This window comes from Nocardioides yefusunii (genome assembly GCF_004014875.1).
Lineage (GTDB): Bacteria > Actinomycetota > Actinomycetes > Propionibacteriales > Nocardioidaceae > Nocardioides > Nocardioides yefusunii.
Genome location: NZ_CP034929.1, coordinates 2991447 through 3006826, shown reverse-complemented (window position 1 = coordinate 3006826; position 15380 = coordinate 2991447). Strand labels below are relative to the sequence as shown.

The following is a 15380-nucleotide window of genomic DNA, read 5'->3' as shown; positions in this document are numbered from 1 at the left end:
CCACACCGGAGCGGGACAGGGCCCGCCCGCTCGGCAGCGCCGCGGGGGTGGCGGTATCGTCGGAGTCATGGAGTCCTCCCACGTAGAGAACGACCTGGTGAACATCCTCTTCACCGAGGAGCAGATCCAGGCTCGCCTGGCCGAGATGGCCGAGCAGATCACCGCCGACTACGAGGGACGCGACCTGGTGGTCGTCGGTGTCCTTCGCGGCGCCGTCATGGTCATGGCTGACCTGTCCCGCGCGATGCCGCGTCACATCGAGATGGACTGGATGGCCATCTCCTCGTACGGATCGGGCACCAAGTCCTCCGGCGTCGTGCGCATCCTCAAGGACCTCGACAGCGACATCTCGGGACGCGACGTCCTGATCGTCGACGAGATCATCGACACCGGTCTCACCCTGTCCTGGCTGGTCAACTCGCTGCGCAACCGCGGCCCGCGCTCGGTGGAGATCGCCACCCTGCTGCGCAAGCCCGAGGCGCTGGCGATGCCGGTCGAGCCGAAGTACGTCGGCTGGGACATCCCCAACGAGTTCGTCGTCGGCTACGGCCTCGACTACAACGAGAAGTACCGCAACATGCGCGACATCGGCACCCTCGCGCCCCACGTCTACTCCTGATCCCTCGCGGATCACCGGCTCCGCACGAGCCGTTCCCCCCTCCTGTCAGCACCCCGTCCGGTTCGCCGGGCGGGGTGCTGTCGTCTTCCGGGACGGCCAGGGCACTGCCGCGGAGGTTGATCCGAGTGTGGCGAACCGTGCTTCGCCGTGGTGTCGGGGCAGCAAGATTTCGGCTCGCCTGCGAGACTGGGAGGGTGCGCCGACCCTGTCGTGCTGCGCGGGGGTCACTGTCGGTGCCCCGGTGTAGCGTCGCCGGAGTCGGACGAGTGGTTGAACCCGGAGTGGAAAGAAGCCTGTGAAGCGCATTTTCAAGGGCCCCTGGTTGTGGATGGTCATCGCGGCGCTCGGCGTCCTGCTGGCCATCCAGTTGTTCGCGCCCGACGACGGGTACGACGAGGTGACCACCTCTGAGATGAACTCGTTCATCGCCGAGGGCAAGGTCAAGGAGATCACCTTCGTCGACGGCGACCAGGAGATTGAGGCGACCCTCCACAAGGACGCCCGCAAGGGCTCCGAGAAGGTCCGCTCCTACTGGCTGACCTCCACCCAGGACGACATCGAGCGCGCCGTCCAGGAGCAGTTCGAGGCCGGCAAGGTCGAGAAGTACAACACCGAGGTCCCGCAGGCCAGCCTGCTCGGATCGCTGCTGATGACTCTTCTCCCGTTCGCGCTGATCGTGCTCCTGTTCATCTTCCTGATGAACCAGGCCCAGGGCGGTGGCGGCCGCGGCGTCATGCAGTTCGGCAAGTCCAAGGCCAAGCTCATCACCAAGGACATGCCCCAGACCACGTTCGCCGACGTGGCCGGCGCCGAGGAGGCGCTCGAGGAGCTCGCGGAGATCAAGGAGTTCCTCGCCGAGCCCGCGAAGTTCCAGGCCGTCGGCGCCAAGATCCCCAAGGGCGTCCTGCTCTACGGCCCCCCCGGCACCGGAAAGACGCTGCTCGCACGCGCCGTCGCCGGTGAGGCCGGCGTGCCGTTCTACACGATGTCCGGCTCCGACTTCGTCGAGATGTTCGTCGGTGTCGGTGCCTCCCGTGTCCGCGACCTGTTCGAGCAGGCCAAGGAGAACGCCCCCGCGATCGTCTTCATCGACGAGATCGACGCCGTGGGTCGTCACCGTGGCGCCGGCATGGGTGGCGGTCACGACGAGCGCGAGCAGACCCTCAACCAGCTGCTCGTCGAGATGGACGGCTTCGACGTCCGCGGTGGCGTCATCCTGATCGCCGCGACCAACCGTCCCGACGTCCTCGACCCCGCACTGCTGCGTCCGGGCCGCTTCGACCGCCAGATCCAGGTCGACGCCCCCAACCTCGACGGCCGTCACAAGATCCTCCAGGTCCACGCCAAGGGCAAGCCGATCGGCCCCGACGTCGACCTGCAGACCGTCGCGCGTCGCACCCCCGGCTTCACCGGTGCCGACCTCGCGAACGTCCTCAACGAGGCCGCGCTGCTCACCGCCCGCAGCGGCGCCGACCTGATCACCAAGGACTTCCTCGACGAGGCGATCGACCGCGTCATCGCCGGTCCGCAGCGTCGCACCCGGATCATGAGCGACCACGAGAAGCTCGTGACCGCGTACCACGAGGGCGGCCACGCCCTGGTCGCAGCGGCCCTTCCCGGCACCGACCCGGTCCACAAGGTCACGATCCTCCCGCGCGGTCGCGCGCTGGGCTACACGATGGTGCTGCCCGACGAGGACAAGTACTCCCAGACCCGCTCCGAGCTGCTCGACAAGCTCGCCTACATGCTCGGTGGCCGCGCCGCCGAGGAGCTCGTCTTCCACGACCCCACCACGGGCGCCGGCAACGACATCGAGAAGGCCACCGGCACTGCCCGAGCGATGGTCACCGAGTACGGCATGACCTCCTCCCTGGGCGCGGTGAAGCTCGGTTCCAACAACTCCGAGCCGTTCCTGGGCCGCGACATGGGTCACTCCCGCGACTACTCCGAAGCCGTCGCCGCACAGGTCGACCTCGAGGTCCGGACCCTGCTCACCGACGCCCACCACGAGGCGTTCGAGATCCTCGTCGAGAACCGCGACGTCCTCGACGCCCTCGTCCTGGAACTCCTCGACAAGGAGACTCTCGACAAGGCGCAGGTCGCGAAGATCTTCGAGCCGCTGCGGCGTCGTCCTGCGCGTCCGGCCTGGACGGGTTCGGAGCGCCGTGTGCCCTCCACCCTGCCGCCGGTCGAGGTCCCGCAGTACGTCCGTGACCGCGACGCCGCCCTCGCTGCGGCCGCCAACCCCAACGCTGTCGTCCTCGACAAGGGTCAGGACGAGGCGGCTGACGTGATCACCCCTCCCGGCCCGGACGGTGACGTCCACGGCGGTCCGGCCCCGACCCAGGAGTCCTGAACCCCATGACCGACCCGATCGGCCTTCCCGACCGCGACCCTGCGGACATTCCCGAGTTCGACCACGCCCGCGCCGAGGCGGCAGTGCGTGAGCTGCTGGCCGCGATGGGCGAGGACGTCACCCGCGAGGGCCTGCACGACACCCCGGCCCGCGTCGCGCGTGCGTATGCCGAGCTCACCCAGGGGCTGCGTCAGCGTCCCGAGGACGTCCTGACCACCACCTTCGACCTCGGTCACGACGAGATGGTGCTGGTCAAGGACATCGAGCTGTGGTCGATGTGCGAGCACCACCTGGTGCCGTTCCACGGCGTCGCGCACGTCGGGTACATCCCTTCGGCGACGGGCAAGATCACCGGCCTGTCCAAGATGGCCCGCCTGGTCGACGTGTACTCGCGTCGTCCGCAGGTCCAGGAGCGACTCACCACCCAGATCGCCGAGGCGATGGTGGAGATCCTCGAAGCGCGTGGCGTGATCGTGGTGATCGAGGCCGAACACCTCTGCATGACGATGCGCGGCGTCCGCAAGGCCGGCGCCCGCACCATCACCTCCGCGGTCCGTGGCCAGATGCGTGACGCGGCCACCCGCTCCGAGGCGATGGCCCTGATCATGAATCACCCGCGCTGACCCGGTGACCGAGCAGACCCTCCCTTCCTTGCCTGTCCCGGGGCTTCCCGGGCCGGTGGTGATGGGCATCGTCAACGTCACCCCTGACTCGTTCTCCGACGGTGGCCGCTTCGCCCACACCGAGGCGGCGGTGGCCCACGGCCTCGAGCTGATGGCTGCCGGTGCCGACGTCCTCGACATCGGTGGGGAGTCCACCCGCCCGGGCGCGACCCGCCCGGTGCTGGAGGAGGAACTGGACCGCGTCGTCCCCGTCATCACTGCCCTGGCTGCGGCCGGTGCGGTGATCTCGGTCGACACGATGCGTTCCGAGGTCGCGGCTGCTGCCGTGGCTGCGGGCGCAGCTGTCGTCAACGACGTCTCCGGGGGTCTTGCCGACCCCGAGATCCTCGACGTCGCCGCCTCCACCGGTGCGCTCTACCTGGGCATGCATTGGCGGGCGCACTCCACCGACATGCAGTCCGAGGCGTTCACCCACTACGACGGCGGCGTCGTCGCGGGAGTGCGTCGTGAGCTGGAGTCGCGTCTGGAGGCGTACCGCGCCGCCGGGATCGCCGAGGACCGGATCATCCTCGATCCCGGCCTGGGCTTCGCGAAGACCGCCGACGACAACTGGCTCCTGGTCGAGGCACTCGACGAGATCGAGTCGTTGGGGTTCCCGCTGCTGGTGGGCGCGTCGCGCAAGAGCTTCCTCGGCGCGTTGCTCGCCGACGCCGACGGCACCCCCCGTCCCGTCTCAGGACGGGAGCACGCCGGCGCAGCACTCACCCTCCTGCTCGCCCAACGCGGCGTGTGGGGCGTGCGGGTCCACGACGTCACCGCCACCCAGGACGTGTTGAAGGTCTGGCGCCGGGTCGCAGCCCTCACGTAGTTTTCTCGGACGGTCATCGACCGTCCCCCCTTGCCCCCCGTCGAGAAAGAGGCGCCAGCAGTGTGTGAAGAAGCCTTGCGCGACGAGCACGGACCGGACGAACACAGCGTTGACGAACACAGCGTCGACGAACTGACCGTGACCGGCATCGAGTGCTACGGCCACCACGGTGTCTTCGACTTCGAACGTCGCGAAGGCCAGATCTTCGTCGTCGACCTCACCCTCGGCATCGACACCCGCCCGGCCGCGGCGAGCGACGACCTGGCCGAAACGGTCCACTACGGCGAGCTCGTCGACGCGGTGAAGTCCGCTGTCGAGCGTGACCCCGTGGACCTCATCGAGACCGTCGCGCAGCGGATCGCCGACGTGGCGCTCACCTACAGCCGTGTTGAATGGGTCCGTGTGACCCTGCACAAGCCGGACGCGCCCATCCAGGCGACCTTCGGTGACGTGACGTTGAGCATCACCAGGAAGCAGAGGACGAAGAAGTGACCGAATCGCCCAACCCGCACCTGATCGACACCGACGCCCTGACCGGCGAGATGCACCCGATCCGTCGGGGTGTCATCTCCCTGGGCTCCAACCTCGGCGAACGCCGCGCTGCTCTGCAGGGCGCGATCAACGCCCTGGGTGACACCCCGGACCTGTGGCTGACTGACGTCTCCCCGGTCTACGAGACCGCGCCGGTCGGTGCGCCCGAGGGTTCGCCGTCGTACCTCAACGCCGTGGTCCTGATCGACACGACGCTCCCGGCCCGTCGTCTGCTCGAGCGTTGCCTGAGCATCGAGGAGGCCTTCGACCGTGAGCGCAGCGAGGTGCGCAACGCGCCCCGCACCCTCGACGTCGACATCGTTCAGCTCGGTGAGCGTCGTTCCAACACCGAGGCGCTCCAGCTGCCCCACCCGCGCGCCCACGAGCGTGCCTTCGTGCTGCAGCCGTGGCTCGACCTGGAGGCCGACGCACTGCTCGTCGACCACGGCCCGGTGGCCGAACTGATCGAAGCGACCGACCGCACCGGTGTGGTGCTGCGCGAGGACATCGTCCTCGAACTTCCGTGAGGGACTCCCACCTGCCGCCGCACGGCGATCCCGACCACGCCTCAGGCCAGACGCCCGGCGAGGAGTCCGACGACTACTCGCCGGGGCGCCTGAGCCCGATCGGCTGGGCGACGTTGGTCGCCGCGGTGGTCCTGGGCGGTGTGCTCGGGTGGGGCTGGCGGGTCCTGGCCGACTCCCTCGGTGACGCCCGTCCGGTCGGATGGCTGCCGGTGCTGGGGCTCTGGTTCATCGGCGCGGTGCTCGTGGGGGTTGCCCGCGTGACCCGCCGGGCAGTGCGTGGCAGGGCAACCCTGGATCCCGAACGCATGGTGAACCGGCTGGTACTGGGACGCGCGTGCGCGGTGGCCGGTGCACTTCTCGCAGGGGGACACGTCGGCTTCGGCCTGACGTGGCTCTCCGGCAGCCCGGACCTGCGTCTGGAGCGTGTGGGCGTGGCCCTGCTCGCGGCGCTGGGCGCTCTCAGTGTGACGGCCGGTGGAAAGTTGCTCGAAATTGCGTGTCGAATACCACGAGGACACGGCGCCCCCTAGCCTGTAGGGCATGACTTCCCCGACCGCCGCCACTTCCGTCTCCCGACGCCGTCAGCGGAGCACCCGTGTGACCGTCGCCGTCGCGCTGATCGCGCTCGCCGCTGTCGTCGTCCTGGGCTCTGTCGCCTCGGGCAACAATGCGCTGGTGGTCGTGTCGGCGTTCGTCGCCGTCGCGTTGGGCGCCGGCTCGGTGAAGATCACCCACTCCGAGCTGCTGCAGACCCGTCGCGACGCCGCCGAGGATCGCGCCAAGCAGGCAGCGGCCTACCGCGACATCACTGCGCGCCGGGCGAAGGAGAACATGGAGTTCGCCGAGACGATGCAGGCCCGCATCGCTGCGCGTCAGGAAGTCATCTCCCAGCTCGAGACCGAGCTCAGCAAGGCTCTGGAGCGTGCTGCCACTGCGACGCTGAAGATGAACTCCGAGGCCCGTCGTGCCGACCTGTCGGAGAAGGCCCACAAGGAGCTCGCGCTCCAGCTGGACGAGTCCGACACCCGCGCGGCCGAGGCGATCGTCCGCGTTGCCGAGCTCGAGGCCGAGATCGACACCCTGCGTTCCGAGCTGGACTCCTGGAAGACCGCTGCTCGTCAGGAGAAGCGCAAGGGCGCCTGAGCCCCCGCTCCGCCCCGCAGCACCCGAAGTCATACGCCGAAGGCCCCCGGATCTCTCCGGGGGCCTTCGGCATTTCCGCCCACTTCCCCCGGACGTCATAAGAATCGAGGCCCACAGGCCACGATCTTTATGACGTCCCGCAGTGGCGTTGCTCGGACGTCATAAGGATCCGGGGTCAGAACCCACGATTCTTATGACGTCCGCGGGGCGAAGCGTCGGGGGAGGCGTCAGGAGACGCGGATCTCCCACTCACGCAGGACGTCGACGTCAGCGGGAAGCGTCTTCAGGTCCAGGACGTCGGCAGGTAGAGCCAGACGCAGGCCGTCGGCGGAGTGCGGCAGCGCGTCGGCGCCCACCTGTTCGACGTAGGAGACCAAGCGTTCGGCGTCGGCACGTCGTCCCTGCTGCACCAGCCATCCGGTGATCCGCTCGTGCGGCACCAGGATCGAGTCGAGCAGGGAACGCTCGCCCCAGATCCGGGTCAGGCCGCCGTGGAGCTCGGTCCACCACTCGTCGTCGGCGCCGGGGATCTGGGAGAAGTACATCCAGAGGTCGCCGGGCAGGATCTTCGTCCAGAACACCTCGGTGACGTGGGCGTCGCCGTGCGCCTCCACCGACGCGACCGTCCACTCCTTGGTGCGCCAACGGTCCAGCAGGTCGGCGACGGTGTGGCGCTGCTGCGTGATCGAGGTGCCGTCGGTGCGGATCACCCAGTCGTAGACCACGTGCGTGGTGACGTCGAAGGTGCCAGCCAGGAAGGCGCGGGTGGTGGTGGGCTGGTCCTCGTAGCGGATCCGCTCGGGCCACGAGAGGCGCTCGGCGTCCCAGAACCGACGACGCCACAGCTTGGTGACCGCGAAGACGTCACCGAGCATCTCGCAGTGGTCCTCGATCCGGATCCGACGACGCGGCTCGGAGTGCAGGTTCGCCAACCACTCCGGGACGAACGTGCCCTCACCGGCCGGAGGCTCGGCCTCGACCCGCTGCAGCACGGCGGCGACGAAGTCCGAACCGGACTCCTCAGCGGTGGCGACGAGGTGTTCGAGAGCGTCGGGCGCGAGGACGTCGTCGGAGTCGAGGTAGGCCAGGTACTCGCCCTTCACGGCCTTCGTGCCGCGGTTGCGGGCCGCCCCCAGGCCACCGTTGTCGGTGTGCAGGACGGTGATCCGCCTGTCCTGGGCGGCGTAGGCGTCGGCGATCTCACCGGAGCGGTCGGGGGACCCGTCGTCGACGACGACGCATCGCCAGTGCGGGTACGTCTGGGCGATCAGCGAGTCCAGGGTCGCGGCGAGGTAGGCCTCGACGCCGTAGGCCGGAACGACGACGCCGACCGTCGGCTTGAGGGCCCGGCGCACCACGCGGGTGACCATGCGCGGGCGACCGTCGGGGTGACGCGGGAGCTCGAAGACCATGCCGCGAGATTACCGCTCCGCCGTGGCGGAGCAGGAACGTCAGCGGGGCGTGCTCAGGCGAGCACCTGGGCCGTGACGGTGGCCAGCGCTGAGACGCCGACGGTCATTGCGAGGAACCAACGGTCGCGCCGGCTGCTGTCCCTCCACAAGGCGGCGGTACCCGCGAGGAGCAGCACGATCCCTAGGGCCACCGCGACCACGCCCGGCACCTCGCCGAGGTCCTCGGGCAGGGCGACGGAGTAGACGAGCCAGATCACGACTGCGACAGCCATCACCGTCAGGACATGGCGCGTGGTCAGGCGGGTTCCGGGGCGCCGGGGCCACAGGGTCGCCATCGTGGCGATGAGGAACAGTCCGACCATGTGGGTGGTCACGGTGACCGTCGACCCGGAACGCTCACTCAGACTCATCAGGCACCACAGGATGCCGGCGAGGGCGAGCACGTAGCCGATCGCCTGACGAGCCGGGAGGAAGGAAGGGCTTGAGGTCCGGGTCGAGTTCACGGGGGGGATTCTCCCCGCGTCCAGGTGTCGCCGTCCGGTGAACCGGGGATCCCAGCCCCTTCCGGAAGTCGGTCCGCTCCCGGTCCGCCAGAGAGATCGGTGCGCTGTCACTCGTCGTCGGCGCGACTGCCTGCGGAAACGAGGTCGGCGTACGCGGTCGGTTGCTTGCGGTTGGCTCCGGTCACGTCACCGAGCCGTCCGGACCAGTGGTCCAGGTCACACCCCCTGCGGGTGTTGCCCCGGAACAGGCAGGCGTAGCGTCTACGTTGACCCATCAGTCAGAGCGAATCGTCTGGTACCCACACCGGCCCCGTCAGGGGTGGTCGGAGGGACTGGAACGGGAGGCCTTGAATGAGCACCACCTTCACGGTGGGCGTGGTCGGTGCCGGCCGAGTCGGCGCCGTCCTGTCCGCTGCCCTGCGCGCTGCAGGCCACGACGTCGTGGCTGCTGCGGGAGAGTCCGACGCTTCGCGCGCCCGGATCGACGCGCTGCTGCCCGGCGTACCCACGGCCAAGCCCAGCGACGTCGCGCGTGCTGCCGACCTGCTGCTCCTGACGGTCCCCGACGACATGCTCGGCAACGTCGTCACCGTCCTGGCCGACTCCGGCGCGATCCGCGAGGGCCAGGTCGTCGTGCACACCTCGGGCCGCCACGGTCTCTCCGTGCTCGCGCCGGCCGAGGCGCTCGGCGCCCGCGTCGTCGCGCTCCACCCCGCGATGACGTTCACCGGCACCGACGTCGACCTCCCGCGCCTGACCGGCTGCGTCTTCGGCGTCACCACCCGACCCACCGAACGCGACCTCGCGATGCAGCTCGTCGCCGACCTCGGCGGACGGCTGATGTGGGTCGACGAAGAGCGCCGCACCCTCTACCACGCAGGTCTCGCGCACGGCGCGAACCACCTCGTCACCCTCGTCACCGAGGCGATGGAGATCCTGCGCGCTGCCGGGGCGGACGACCCCGCCGGCACCCTGCGTCCGTTGCTCACCGCAGCGCTCGACAACGCCCTCGACGCCGGCGACGCCGCGTTGACCGGCCCGATCGTGCGTGGCGACGTCCAGACCGTCGCCGCCCACCTGGACGACATCTCGTCCAACGCCCCGCAGACGCTCACGTCGTACCTGGCTATGGCTCGCGCCACGCTGAGCCGCGTCGTCACCGACGGACGTCTGCTTCCCATCCGCGCCGCCCGCATCTCCGAGCTGCTCGACGCAGCCGAACGCGGTGAGCTGCGCGCCGTCACCCCCGAGGAGATCCGGTGACCACCCAGACCCAGACCCAGACCCAGGCCCAGGACCCGGCCCAGAGCCAGTCTTCCGCCGCCACGCTCCCCAAGGTCGCCCGTTCGCGCGCCGAGCTCGCCGAGTTCCTGGCACCCGCCCGTGCCGCCGGCGCCAAGGTCGGCCTGGTGCCCACCATGGGTGCCCTGCACGAGGGCCACGGCTCGCTGATGACCGAGGCCCGCGCCCGCGTCGGCGAGACCGGCCAGGTCGTGGTGTCGATCTTCGTCAACCCGCTGCAGTTCGCGCCCGGCGAGGACCTCGACCGCTACCCCCGCACTCTGGACGCCGACCTCGAGCTCGCCGGCGCCCGTGGCGTCGACATCGTCTTCGCGCCCACCGCCGAGGAGGTCTACCCCGGCGGCGTCCGTGCCGGCGAGACCGACGAGCAGATCACCGTCGAGCCGGGCCCGCTCGGTTCCGTCCTCGAAGGCGCCACCCGCCCGATCCACTTCCGTGGCGTCCTCACCGTCGTTGCGAAGCTGTTCGGCCTGGTGCGTCCCGACGTCGCCGTCTTCGGCCAGAAGGACTACCAGCAGCTGGTCCTGATCCGCGCGATGGCGCAGAACCTCTGCATGGGTATCGACGTCGTCGGCGCCGAGACCGTCCGCGAGGACGACGGCCTGGCGAAGTCCAGCCGCAACCGCTACCTCACCCCCGAACAGCGCACCGCGTCCCTCGCGCTCAGCCGCGTCCTGCGTGCCGCCCAGAACGGCGCCCGCCACGGCCTGGAGACCGCTCTGCTGGAGGCCCGCGCCGAGCTGCGCAGCGCCCACAAGGTGGACCTCGACTACCTCGAGATCCGCCTCCCGGACCTCTCCCCGGTCCCCGCCGACGTGGCCCCCGGCACCGAGGCCCGGATCCTGATCGCGGCGCGCGTCGGCGCGACCCGCCTGATCGACAACATGCCCCTGGTGATCGGCGCCCCCGCGCCGGCCCAGGCCTGAGACACCGCTTCCCAGCAGCACCCCTAAGGAGAAACCCATGCTGCGCACGATGATGAAGTCCAAGATCCACCGCGCGACCGTCACCCAGGCCGACCTGCACTACGTCGGCTCCGTGACCGTCGACGAGGACCTGCTGGACGCCTCCGACATCCTGCCGGGCGAGCTCGTCCACATCGTCGACATCGACAACGGTGCCCGACTGGAGACGTACACGATCGCCGGCGAGCGTGGCTCCGGCATCATCGGCATCAACGGTGCCGCGGCCCGACTGGTGCACCCCGGCGACCTGGTCATCCTGATCGCCTACGGCCAGATGGAGACCGCCGAGGCCAAGGCCTACGAGCCCAAGGTCGTCTTCGTCGACCGCGACAACAAGATCATGGGCACCTCCGCGGACCCGGCCGACACCTTCGGTGCCGACGACCTGGTGCGCGGCGACCTCGCCGCCCGTTGAACTGCTCGCTGACACCTTCCCCGCACCACTGATCCGATCCCCGCTGACGCCTCCGGCCCCGGCCGGACGCGTGGCGGGGCCGACCAGAGCTGAGTAGACCTTGCTCCCGCACCGTCTGACCGCCCCCACCCCCGGGTGGACCACGCAGGCCGACGTCGTCGTCGTCGGCTCCGGCATCGCCGGCCTCACCGCCGCTCTGCGGATCGAGGCGGCCGACCCGGCGCTGAAGGTCCTCGTGGTCACCAAGGACGTCCTGTCCGCGGGGTCCACGCAGTGGGCGCAGGGCGGCATCGCCGCAGCCCTCGGCCCCGGAGACACCCCCGAGCAGCACGAGCACGACACCCTCGTCGCCGGCGCGGGTGCCTGCGACCTCGACGCCGTGCGCGCCCTGGTCACCGAGGGCCCCGACGCGGTGCGCGAACTCATCGCGCTCGGCACCGTCTTCGACTCCCACGACGGCCACCTGTCGCTGACCCGCGAGGGCGGCCACCACCGTGACCGGATCGCGCACGCCGGCGGCGACGCCACGGGCGCCGAGATCCAGCGCGCCCTGATCGCCGCGGTGCACCGCACCGACGACATCGAGGTGATCGAGCACGCCCTGGCTGTCGACCTCCTGCTCGCCGCCGACGGTGGCGTCGCCGGGATCACCCTGCACGTGATGGGGGAGGGGCAGCGCGACGGCGTCGGTGCCGTCCACTGTCGAGCGGTCGTCCTCGCCTCCGGCGGCCTCGGCCAGGTCTTCAGTCAGACCACCAACCCGCGGGTCTCCACCGGAGACGGCATGGCGGTGGCACTGCGCGCCGGCGCGACCCTGCGTGACCTCGAGTTCGTCCAGTTCCACCCCACCGTCATGTACCTCGGCGACGGTGCCCGCGGTCAGCAGCCGCTGATCTCCGAGGCCGTCCGCGGCGAGGGCGCGTTCCTCGTCGACTTCGACGGCAACCGGTTCATGCAGGGCGTCCACGAGCTCGCCGACCTTGCCCCGCGCGACGTCGTTGCCAAGGCGATCCACCGCCGGATGGAGGAGACGCAGAAGCCGCACATGTGGCTCGACGCCCGTCACCTCGGCGCGGAGTTCTGGGAGCACCGGTTCCCGACGATCCTCGCCACCTGCCGCCAGCACGGCATCGATCCGGCCGTCGACCTGATCCCCGTCGCCCCTGCCCAGCACTACGCATCGGGTGGCGTCCGCACCGACATCCACGGCCGCGCCGACGTCCCCGGGCTCTACGCCACCGGCGAGGTCGCCTGCTCGGGCGTGCACGGCGCCAACCGTCTGGCGTCCAACTCGTTGCTCGAAGGCCTCGTCTTCGCGCGCCGGATCGCCGCCGTCCTGCCCGACGAACTGCGTCCCTGGGCCGACGTCGCCGACGCCCGCGAACCGTCCGGCCTGGTGCCGGGGGAGTCCCGCACGGTGATCCAGGAAGTCATGACGTCGAAGGTCGGCGTGCTGCGCACCGCGGAGGGGCTGGCCGACGCCGTCACGGCGCTCGGCGCGATCGGTGCCGACCGCGACGCCTCCCCGCAGCTGGAGGCCTGGGAGGCCACCAATCTGCTGACCGTTTCCACCGCGCTCGCACTCGCCGCGCAGGCCCGCGAGGAGACCCGCGGTTCGCACTGGCGTGAGGACCACCCTGACCGCGACGACGTCGCCTGGGCCGGCAACCTCGACACCCGTCTGGTCGGCAACGCCGAAAGCCTGCGCCTGGAGACGACGTTCTCCGCGGCCCGTGCCACCGACACCACCGACCACGTCCCGGGCAGCCTGATCGCGCCCGTCACCGAAGGAGTCCGATGACCCAGCACTCCCACGGCGGAGCGCCGAGCGCCGGCACCCACGCCGCCGCGTCCCGTCTGCCGTCGTTCGCCGACACCTCCGCGCTCGGTGCCGACCTGAGGGCCGAGCTGGAGGCCGCCGGCCTCGACCCCGAGGCGCAACTGCGCCACATCCGGGTCGCGCTCGAGGAGGACCTCCCGCTTGACGCTGCCCTGGGCGCCGCTGCCGGTCTCGACACCACTTCGGTCGCCACCTTGGGCGAGGCGCAGACGGCGGTCGCGCATTTCAACGCCCGCGAACCCGGCGTCGTCTCCGGTCTCGGGGTCGCGGCGCTGGTCTTCGCCGAGGTCATGGGCGACACCGTCACGATCTCCCACCGCGTCGCCGACGGCACCCGCGTCGCGGCGGGGGACCGCGTGATGACGGTCGCCGGCCCGGTCCGCGGCCTGCTGACCGCCGAACGCACCGCCCTCAACTTCGCCTCGCACCTCTCGGCCGTCTCCACCGCGACCTCGCACTGGGTCGATGCGTTGGAGGGGACGAAGGCGAAGGTCCTCGACACCCGTAAGACGCTGCCGGGCTGGCGAGCCCTGCAGAAGTACGCCGTGCGGATGGGCGGCGGCGTCAACCACCGCTTCTCGCTCTCCGACATGGCGATGGTCAAGGACAACCACGTTGCAGCTGCCGGCGGCCACGTCCCCGCGCTGGAGGCCGTCCGCCGCACGTTCCCCGGTCTGCCGGTGGAGGTCGAGGTGGACACCCTCGACGCCCTGCGGGACCTGCTCGAGGTGGGCGTCGAACGCGTCCTGCTCGACAACATGTCGACCGACGCCATGCGTGAGGCGGTCGAGATCGCTGCGGGCCGCACCGTCCTGGAGGCGTCGGGCGGCCTGACGCTGGAGCGTGCCCGTGAGGTCGCCGAGACCGGCGTCGACTTCATCTCCGTCGGCGCGCTGACCCACTCGGTCGTCGTCTTCGACCTCGGGCTGGACCTGCAGGAGGACTGATGCCTCTCGTCACGGCCGACATCGGCAACGGACACACCACCCTCGGCGTGCTCGACGGCGACGAGGTCGTGGCGACGTGGCGTGTCTCCACCGACGAACGACGTACCGCGGACGAGTGGGCCGTGCTGCTGCGTGGACTGCTCGCCGAGTCCGACGCCGTCGACCTGCGTGACGTGCGTGGTTTCTCCGTCTGCTCGGCGGTTCCGTCGGTGCTGGCGGAATGGCGTCAGATGCTGAATTCCCACTTCGGCGGAATTGCGGCCGTCGTGGTTGAGCCCGGGGTTCGCACCGGAATCGGTGTCATGACCGACAACCCACGCGAGGTGGGAAGTGACCGCATCGTGAATGCGGTCGCCGCGGCGCACTATTTCGGTGGCCCGGCGGTGGTGGTCGACTTCGGCACCGCCACCACGTTTGACGTCGTGAACGCGCGTGGGGCCTATGTCGGCGGCGCGATTGCACCCGGTGTGCAGATCTCCCTGGAGGCATTGGGGCGTCGCGGGGCGCAGTTGCGGATGGTCGAATTGAAGCGTCCGCGTCAGGTCATTGCACGCAACACCGTCGAGGCACTTCAGTCGGGTCTTCTTTTCGGTCTGGCGGCCCAGGTCGACGGAATGGTGGCCCGCATTGCCGAAGAGCTCGGTGAACAGGTCGATGATCTCGCCGTCGTGGCCACCGGCCATCTTGCCCCGCTGGTCTACGACGAATGCCGAGTCTTCACCGATCATGAGCCGTGGCTGACGTTGCAGGGTCTTCGACTCGTCTTCGAGCGCAACGCACGCTGAGAATGCTTCCCTTTCGGGCCGCCGCGGCCGGAATGGTTGAGAAGCCCGCTCTCGGGGAATAGCAGGTCACGGGTGTCGCTGAATTGTGACCGGGTGGACCGAACCACCGTGGTGAACGAGTCCGGGACCTTCTCGTGGGCCTCGGAATGTGTTTCAATTCCGGGGTAGGTAATTCTTTTGCGCAGGGAGAAAAGCAAATGGCTCAGAAGGTCACGATCGTCCTCGTTGACGACATCGACGGTGGCGAGGCAACCCAGACCGTTTCTTTCGGTCTCGACGGCACCTCGTACGAAATCGACCTGAACGACGACAACGCTGAACTGCTGCGCGAGGCGATTGCTCCGTTCGTCGGCCACGCCCGCAAGGTCACCGGCGCTCCCGCCAAGCGCGGCGGATCCAAGAAGTCGGCTGCCTCCAACGACGGCCCGACCCCCAAGGAGATCCGCGCCTGGGCGATCGCGAACGGCCACGAGCTCTCCGAGCGCGGCCGCGTCCCCGAGGAGATCCGCGCCGCCTACGAGGCCGCGCACTGATCGTCGCTCGC

Annotated in this window: 18 protein-coding genes; 15 read left to right on the top strand and 3 right to left on the bottom strand. The window is 69.8% G+C overall.

What is annotated here, in order from left to right; translation table 11 throughout:
* The first annotated feature begins 67 nt into the window (after positions 1–67).
* From hpt to EOV43_RS13825, 8 genes are all read left to right on the top strand, one after another.
* The gene (hpt, locus tag EOV43_RS13860; RefSeq protein WP_128221819.1) at positions 68–619 is read left to right on the top strand and encodes a hypoxanthine phosphoribosyltransferase; all 552 of its coding nucleotides are present in this window, start codon (positions 68–70) and stop codon (positions 617–619) included.
* A gap of 295 nt (positions 620–914) precedes the next feature.
* Positions 915–2975 (top strand): ATP-dependent zinc metalloprotease FtsH, encoded by a 2061-nt coding sequence (gene ftsH / locus EOV43_RS13855; RefSeq protein ID WP_378528876.1) that lies wholly within the window; start codon positions 915–917, stop codon positions 2973–2975.
* A 5-nt stretch (positions 2976–2980) separates the two neighbouring features.
* Positions 2981–3598, top strand: a complete 618-nt coding sequence (gene folE, locus EOV43_RS13850) for a GTP cyclohydrolase I FolE (protein WP_128221818.1) — start codon at positions 2981–2983, stop codon at positions 3596–3598.
* 4 nt (positions 3599–3602) lie between these two features.
* Complete coding sequence (gene folP / locus EOV43_RS13845; RefSeq protein WP_465263383.1) at positions 3603–4466, top strand: dihydropteroate synthase; 864 nt, start codon at positions 3603–3605, stop codon at positions 4464–4466.
* Positions 4467–4526: 60 nt separating this feature from the next.
* On the top strand, positions 4527–4958 hold the full coding sequence (folB, locus tag EOV43_RS13840) for a dihydroneopterin aldolase (protein WP_378528877.1): 432 nt from the start codon (positions 4527–4529) through the stop codon (positions 4956–4958).
* Complete coding sequence (folK, locus tag EOV43_RS13835; protein WP_128221817.1) at positions 4955–5524, top strand: 2-amino-4-hydroxy-6-hydroxymethyldihydropteridine diphosphokinase; 570 nt, start codon at positions 4955–4957, stop codon at positions 5522–5524. Before folB ends, folK begins: the two co-directional genes overlap by 4 nt.
* Positions 5521–6054 (top strand): DUF3180 domain-containing protein, encoded by a 534-nt coding sequence (locus EOV43_RS13830; RefSeq protein WP_164878663.1) that lies wholly within the window; start codon positions 5521–5523, stop codon positions 6052–6054. The genes folK and EOV43_RS13830 overlap by 4 nt, the downstream gene beginning before the upstream one ends.
* A 10-nt stretch (positions 6055–6064) precedes the next feature.
* Entirely contained in the window at positions 6065–6667 is a 603-nt protein-coding gene (locus EOV43_RS13825; RefSeq protein ID WP_128221815.1) for a hypothetical protein, read from the top strand.
* 227 nt (positions 6668–6894) lie between these two features.
* Here the strand turns inward: EOV43_RS13825 and EOV43_RS13820 are convergent, their stop codons facing one another.
* The 3 genes from EOV43_RS13820 to EOV43_RS15485 form a co-directional block, all read right to left on the bottom strand.
* A complete protein-coding gene (locus EOV43_RS13820) occupies positions 6895–8079 on the bottom strand; it encodes a glycosyltransferase family 2 protein (protein WP_128221814.1) in 1185 nt (394 codons plus the stop codon).
* Between the two features lie 53 nt (positions 8080–8132).
* Positions 8133–8582, bottom strand: coding sequence for a hypothetical protein (locus tag EOV43_RS13815; protein ID WP_128221813.1), 450 nt, complete (start codon positions 8580–8582; stop codon positions 8133–8135).
* 107 nt (positions 8583–8689) lie between these two features.
* Positions 8690–8857, bottom strand: coding sequence for a hypothetical protein (locus tag EOV43_RS15485; RefSeq protein ID WP_164878664.1), 168 nt, complete (start codon positions 8855–8857; stop codon positions 8690–8692).
* A gap of 76 nt (positions 8858–8933) precedes the next feature.
* Here EOV43_RS15485 and EOV43_RS13810 point away from each other — a divergent pair, with 76 nt between their 5' ends.
* The 7 genes from EOV43_RS13810 to EOV43_RS13780 all read left to right on the top strand — a co-directional run bounded on the left by EOV43_RS13810 (position 8934) and on the right by EOV43_RS13780 (position 15369).
* Positions 8934–9845 (top strand): Rossmann-like and DUF2520 domain-containing protein, encoded by a 912-nt coding sequence (locus EOV43_RS13810; RefSeq protein WP_128221812.1) that lies wholly within the window; start codon positions 8934–8936, stop codon positions 9843–9845.
* On the top strand, positions 9842–10810 hold the full coding sequence (panC, locus tag EOV43_RS13805; RefSeq protein WP_128221811.1) for a pantoate--beta-alanine ligase: 969 nt from the start codon (positions 9842–9844) through the stop codon (positions 10808–10810). The genes EOV43_RS13810 and panC overlap by 4 nt, the downstream gene beginning before the upstream one ends.
* A 37-nt stretch (positions 10811–10847) precedes the next feature.
* The gene (gene panD / locus EOV43_RS13800; protein ID WP_128221810.1) at positions 10848–11264 is read left to right on the top strand and encodes an aspartate 1-decarboxylase; all 417 of its coding nucleotides are present in this window, start codon (positions 10848–10850) and stop codon (positions 11262–11264) included.
* A gap of 100 nt (positions 11265–11364) precedes the next feature.
* The gene (locus tag EOV43_RS13795) at positions 11365–13065 is read left to right on the top strand and encodes an L-aspartate oxidase (protein WP_128221809.1); all 1701 of its coding nucleotides are present in this window, start codon (positions 11365–11367) and stop codon (positions 13063–13065) included.
* On the top strand, positions 13062–14051 hold the full coding sequence (nadC, locus tag EOV43_RS13790) for a carboxylating nicotinate-nucleotide diphosphorylase (RefSeq protein ID WP_128221808.1): 990 nt from the start codon (positions 13062–13064) through the stop codon (positions 14049–14051). The genes EOV43_RS13795 and nadC overlap by 4 nt, the downstream gene beginning before the upstream one ends.
* On the top strand, positions 14051–14836 hold the full coding sequence (locus EOV43_RS13785; protein WP_128221807.1) for a type III pantothenate kinase: 786 nt from the start codon (positions 14051–14053) through the stop codon (positions 14834–14836). The genes nadC and EOV43_RS13785 overlap by 1 nt, the downstream gene beginning before the upstream one ends.
* Before the next feature lie 197 nt (positions 14837–15033).
* A complete protein-coding gene (locus EOV43_RS13780) occupies positions 15034–15369 on the top strand; it encodes a histone-like nucleoid-structuring protein Lsr2 (RefSeq protein ID WP_128221806.1) in 336 nt (111 codons plus the stop codon).
* Positions 15370–15380: the final 11 nt, after the last annotated feature.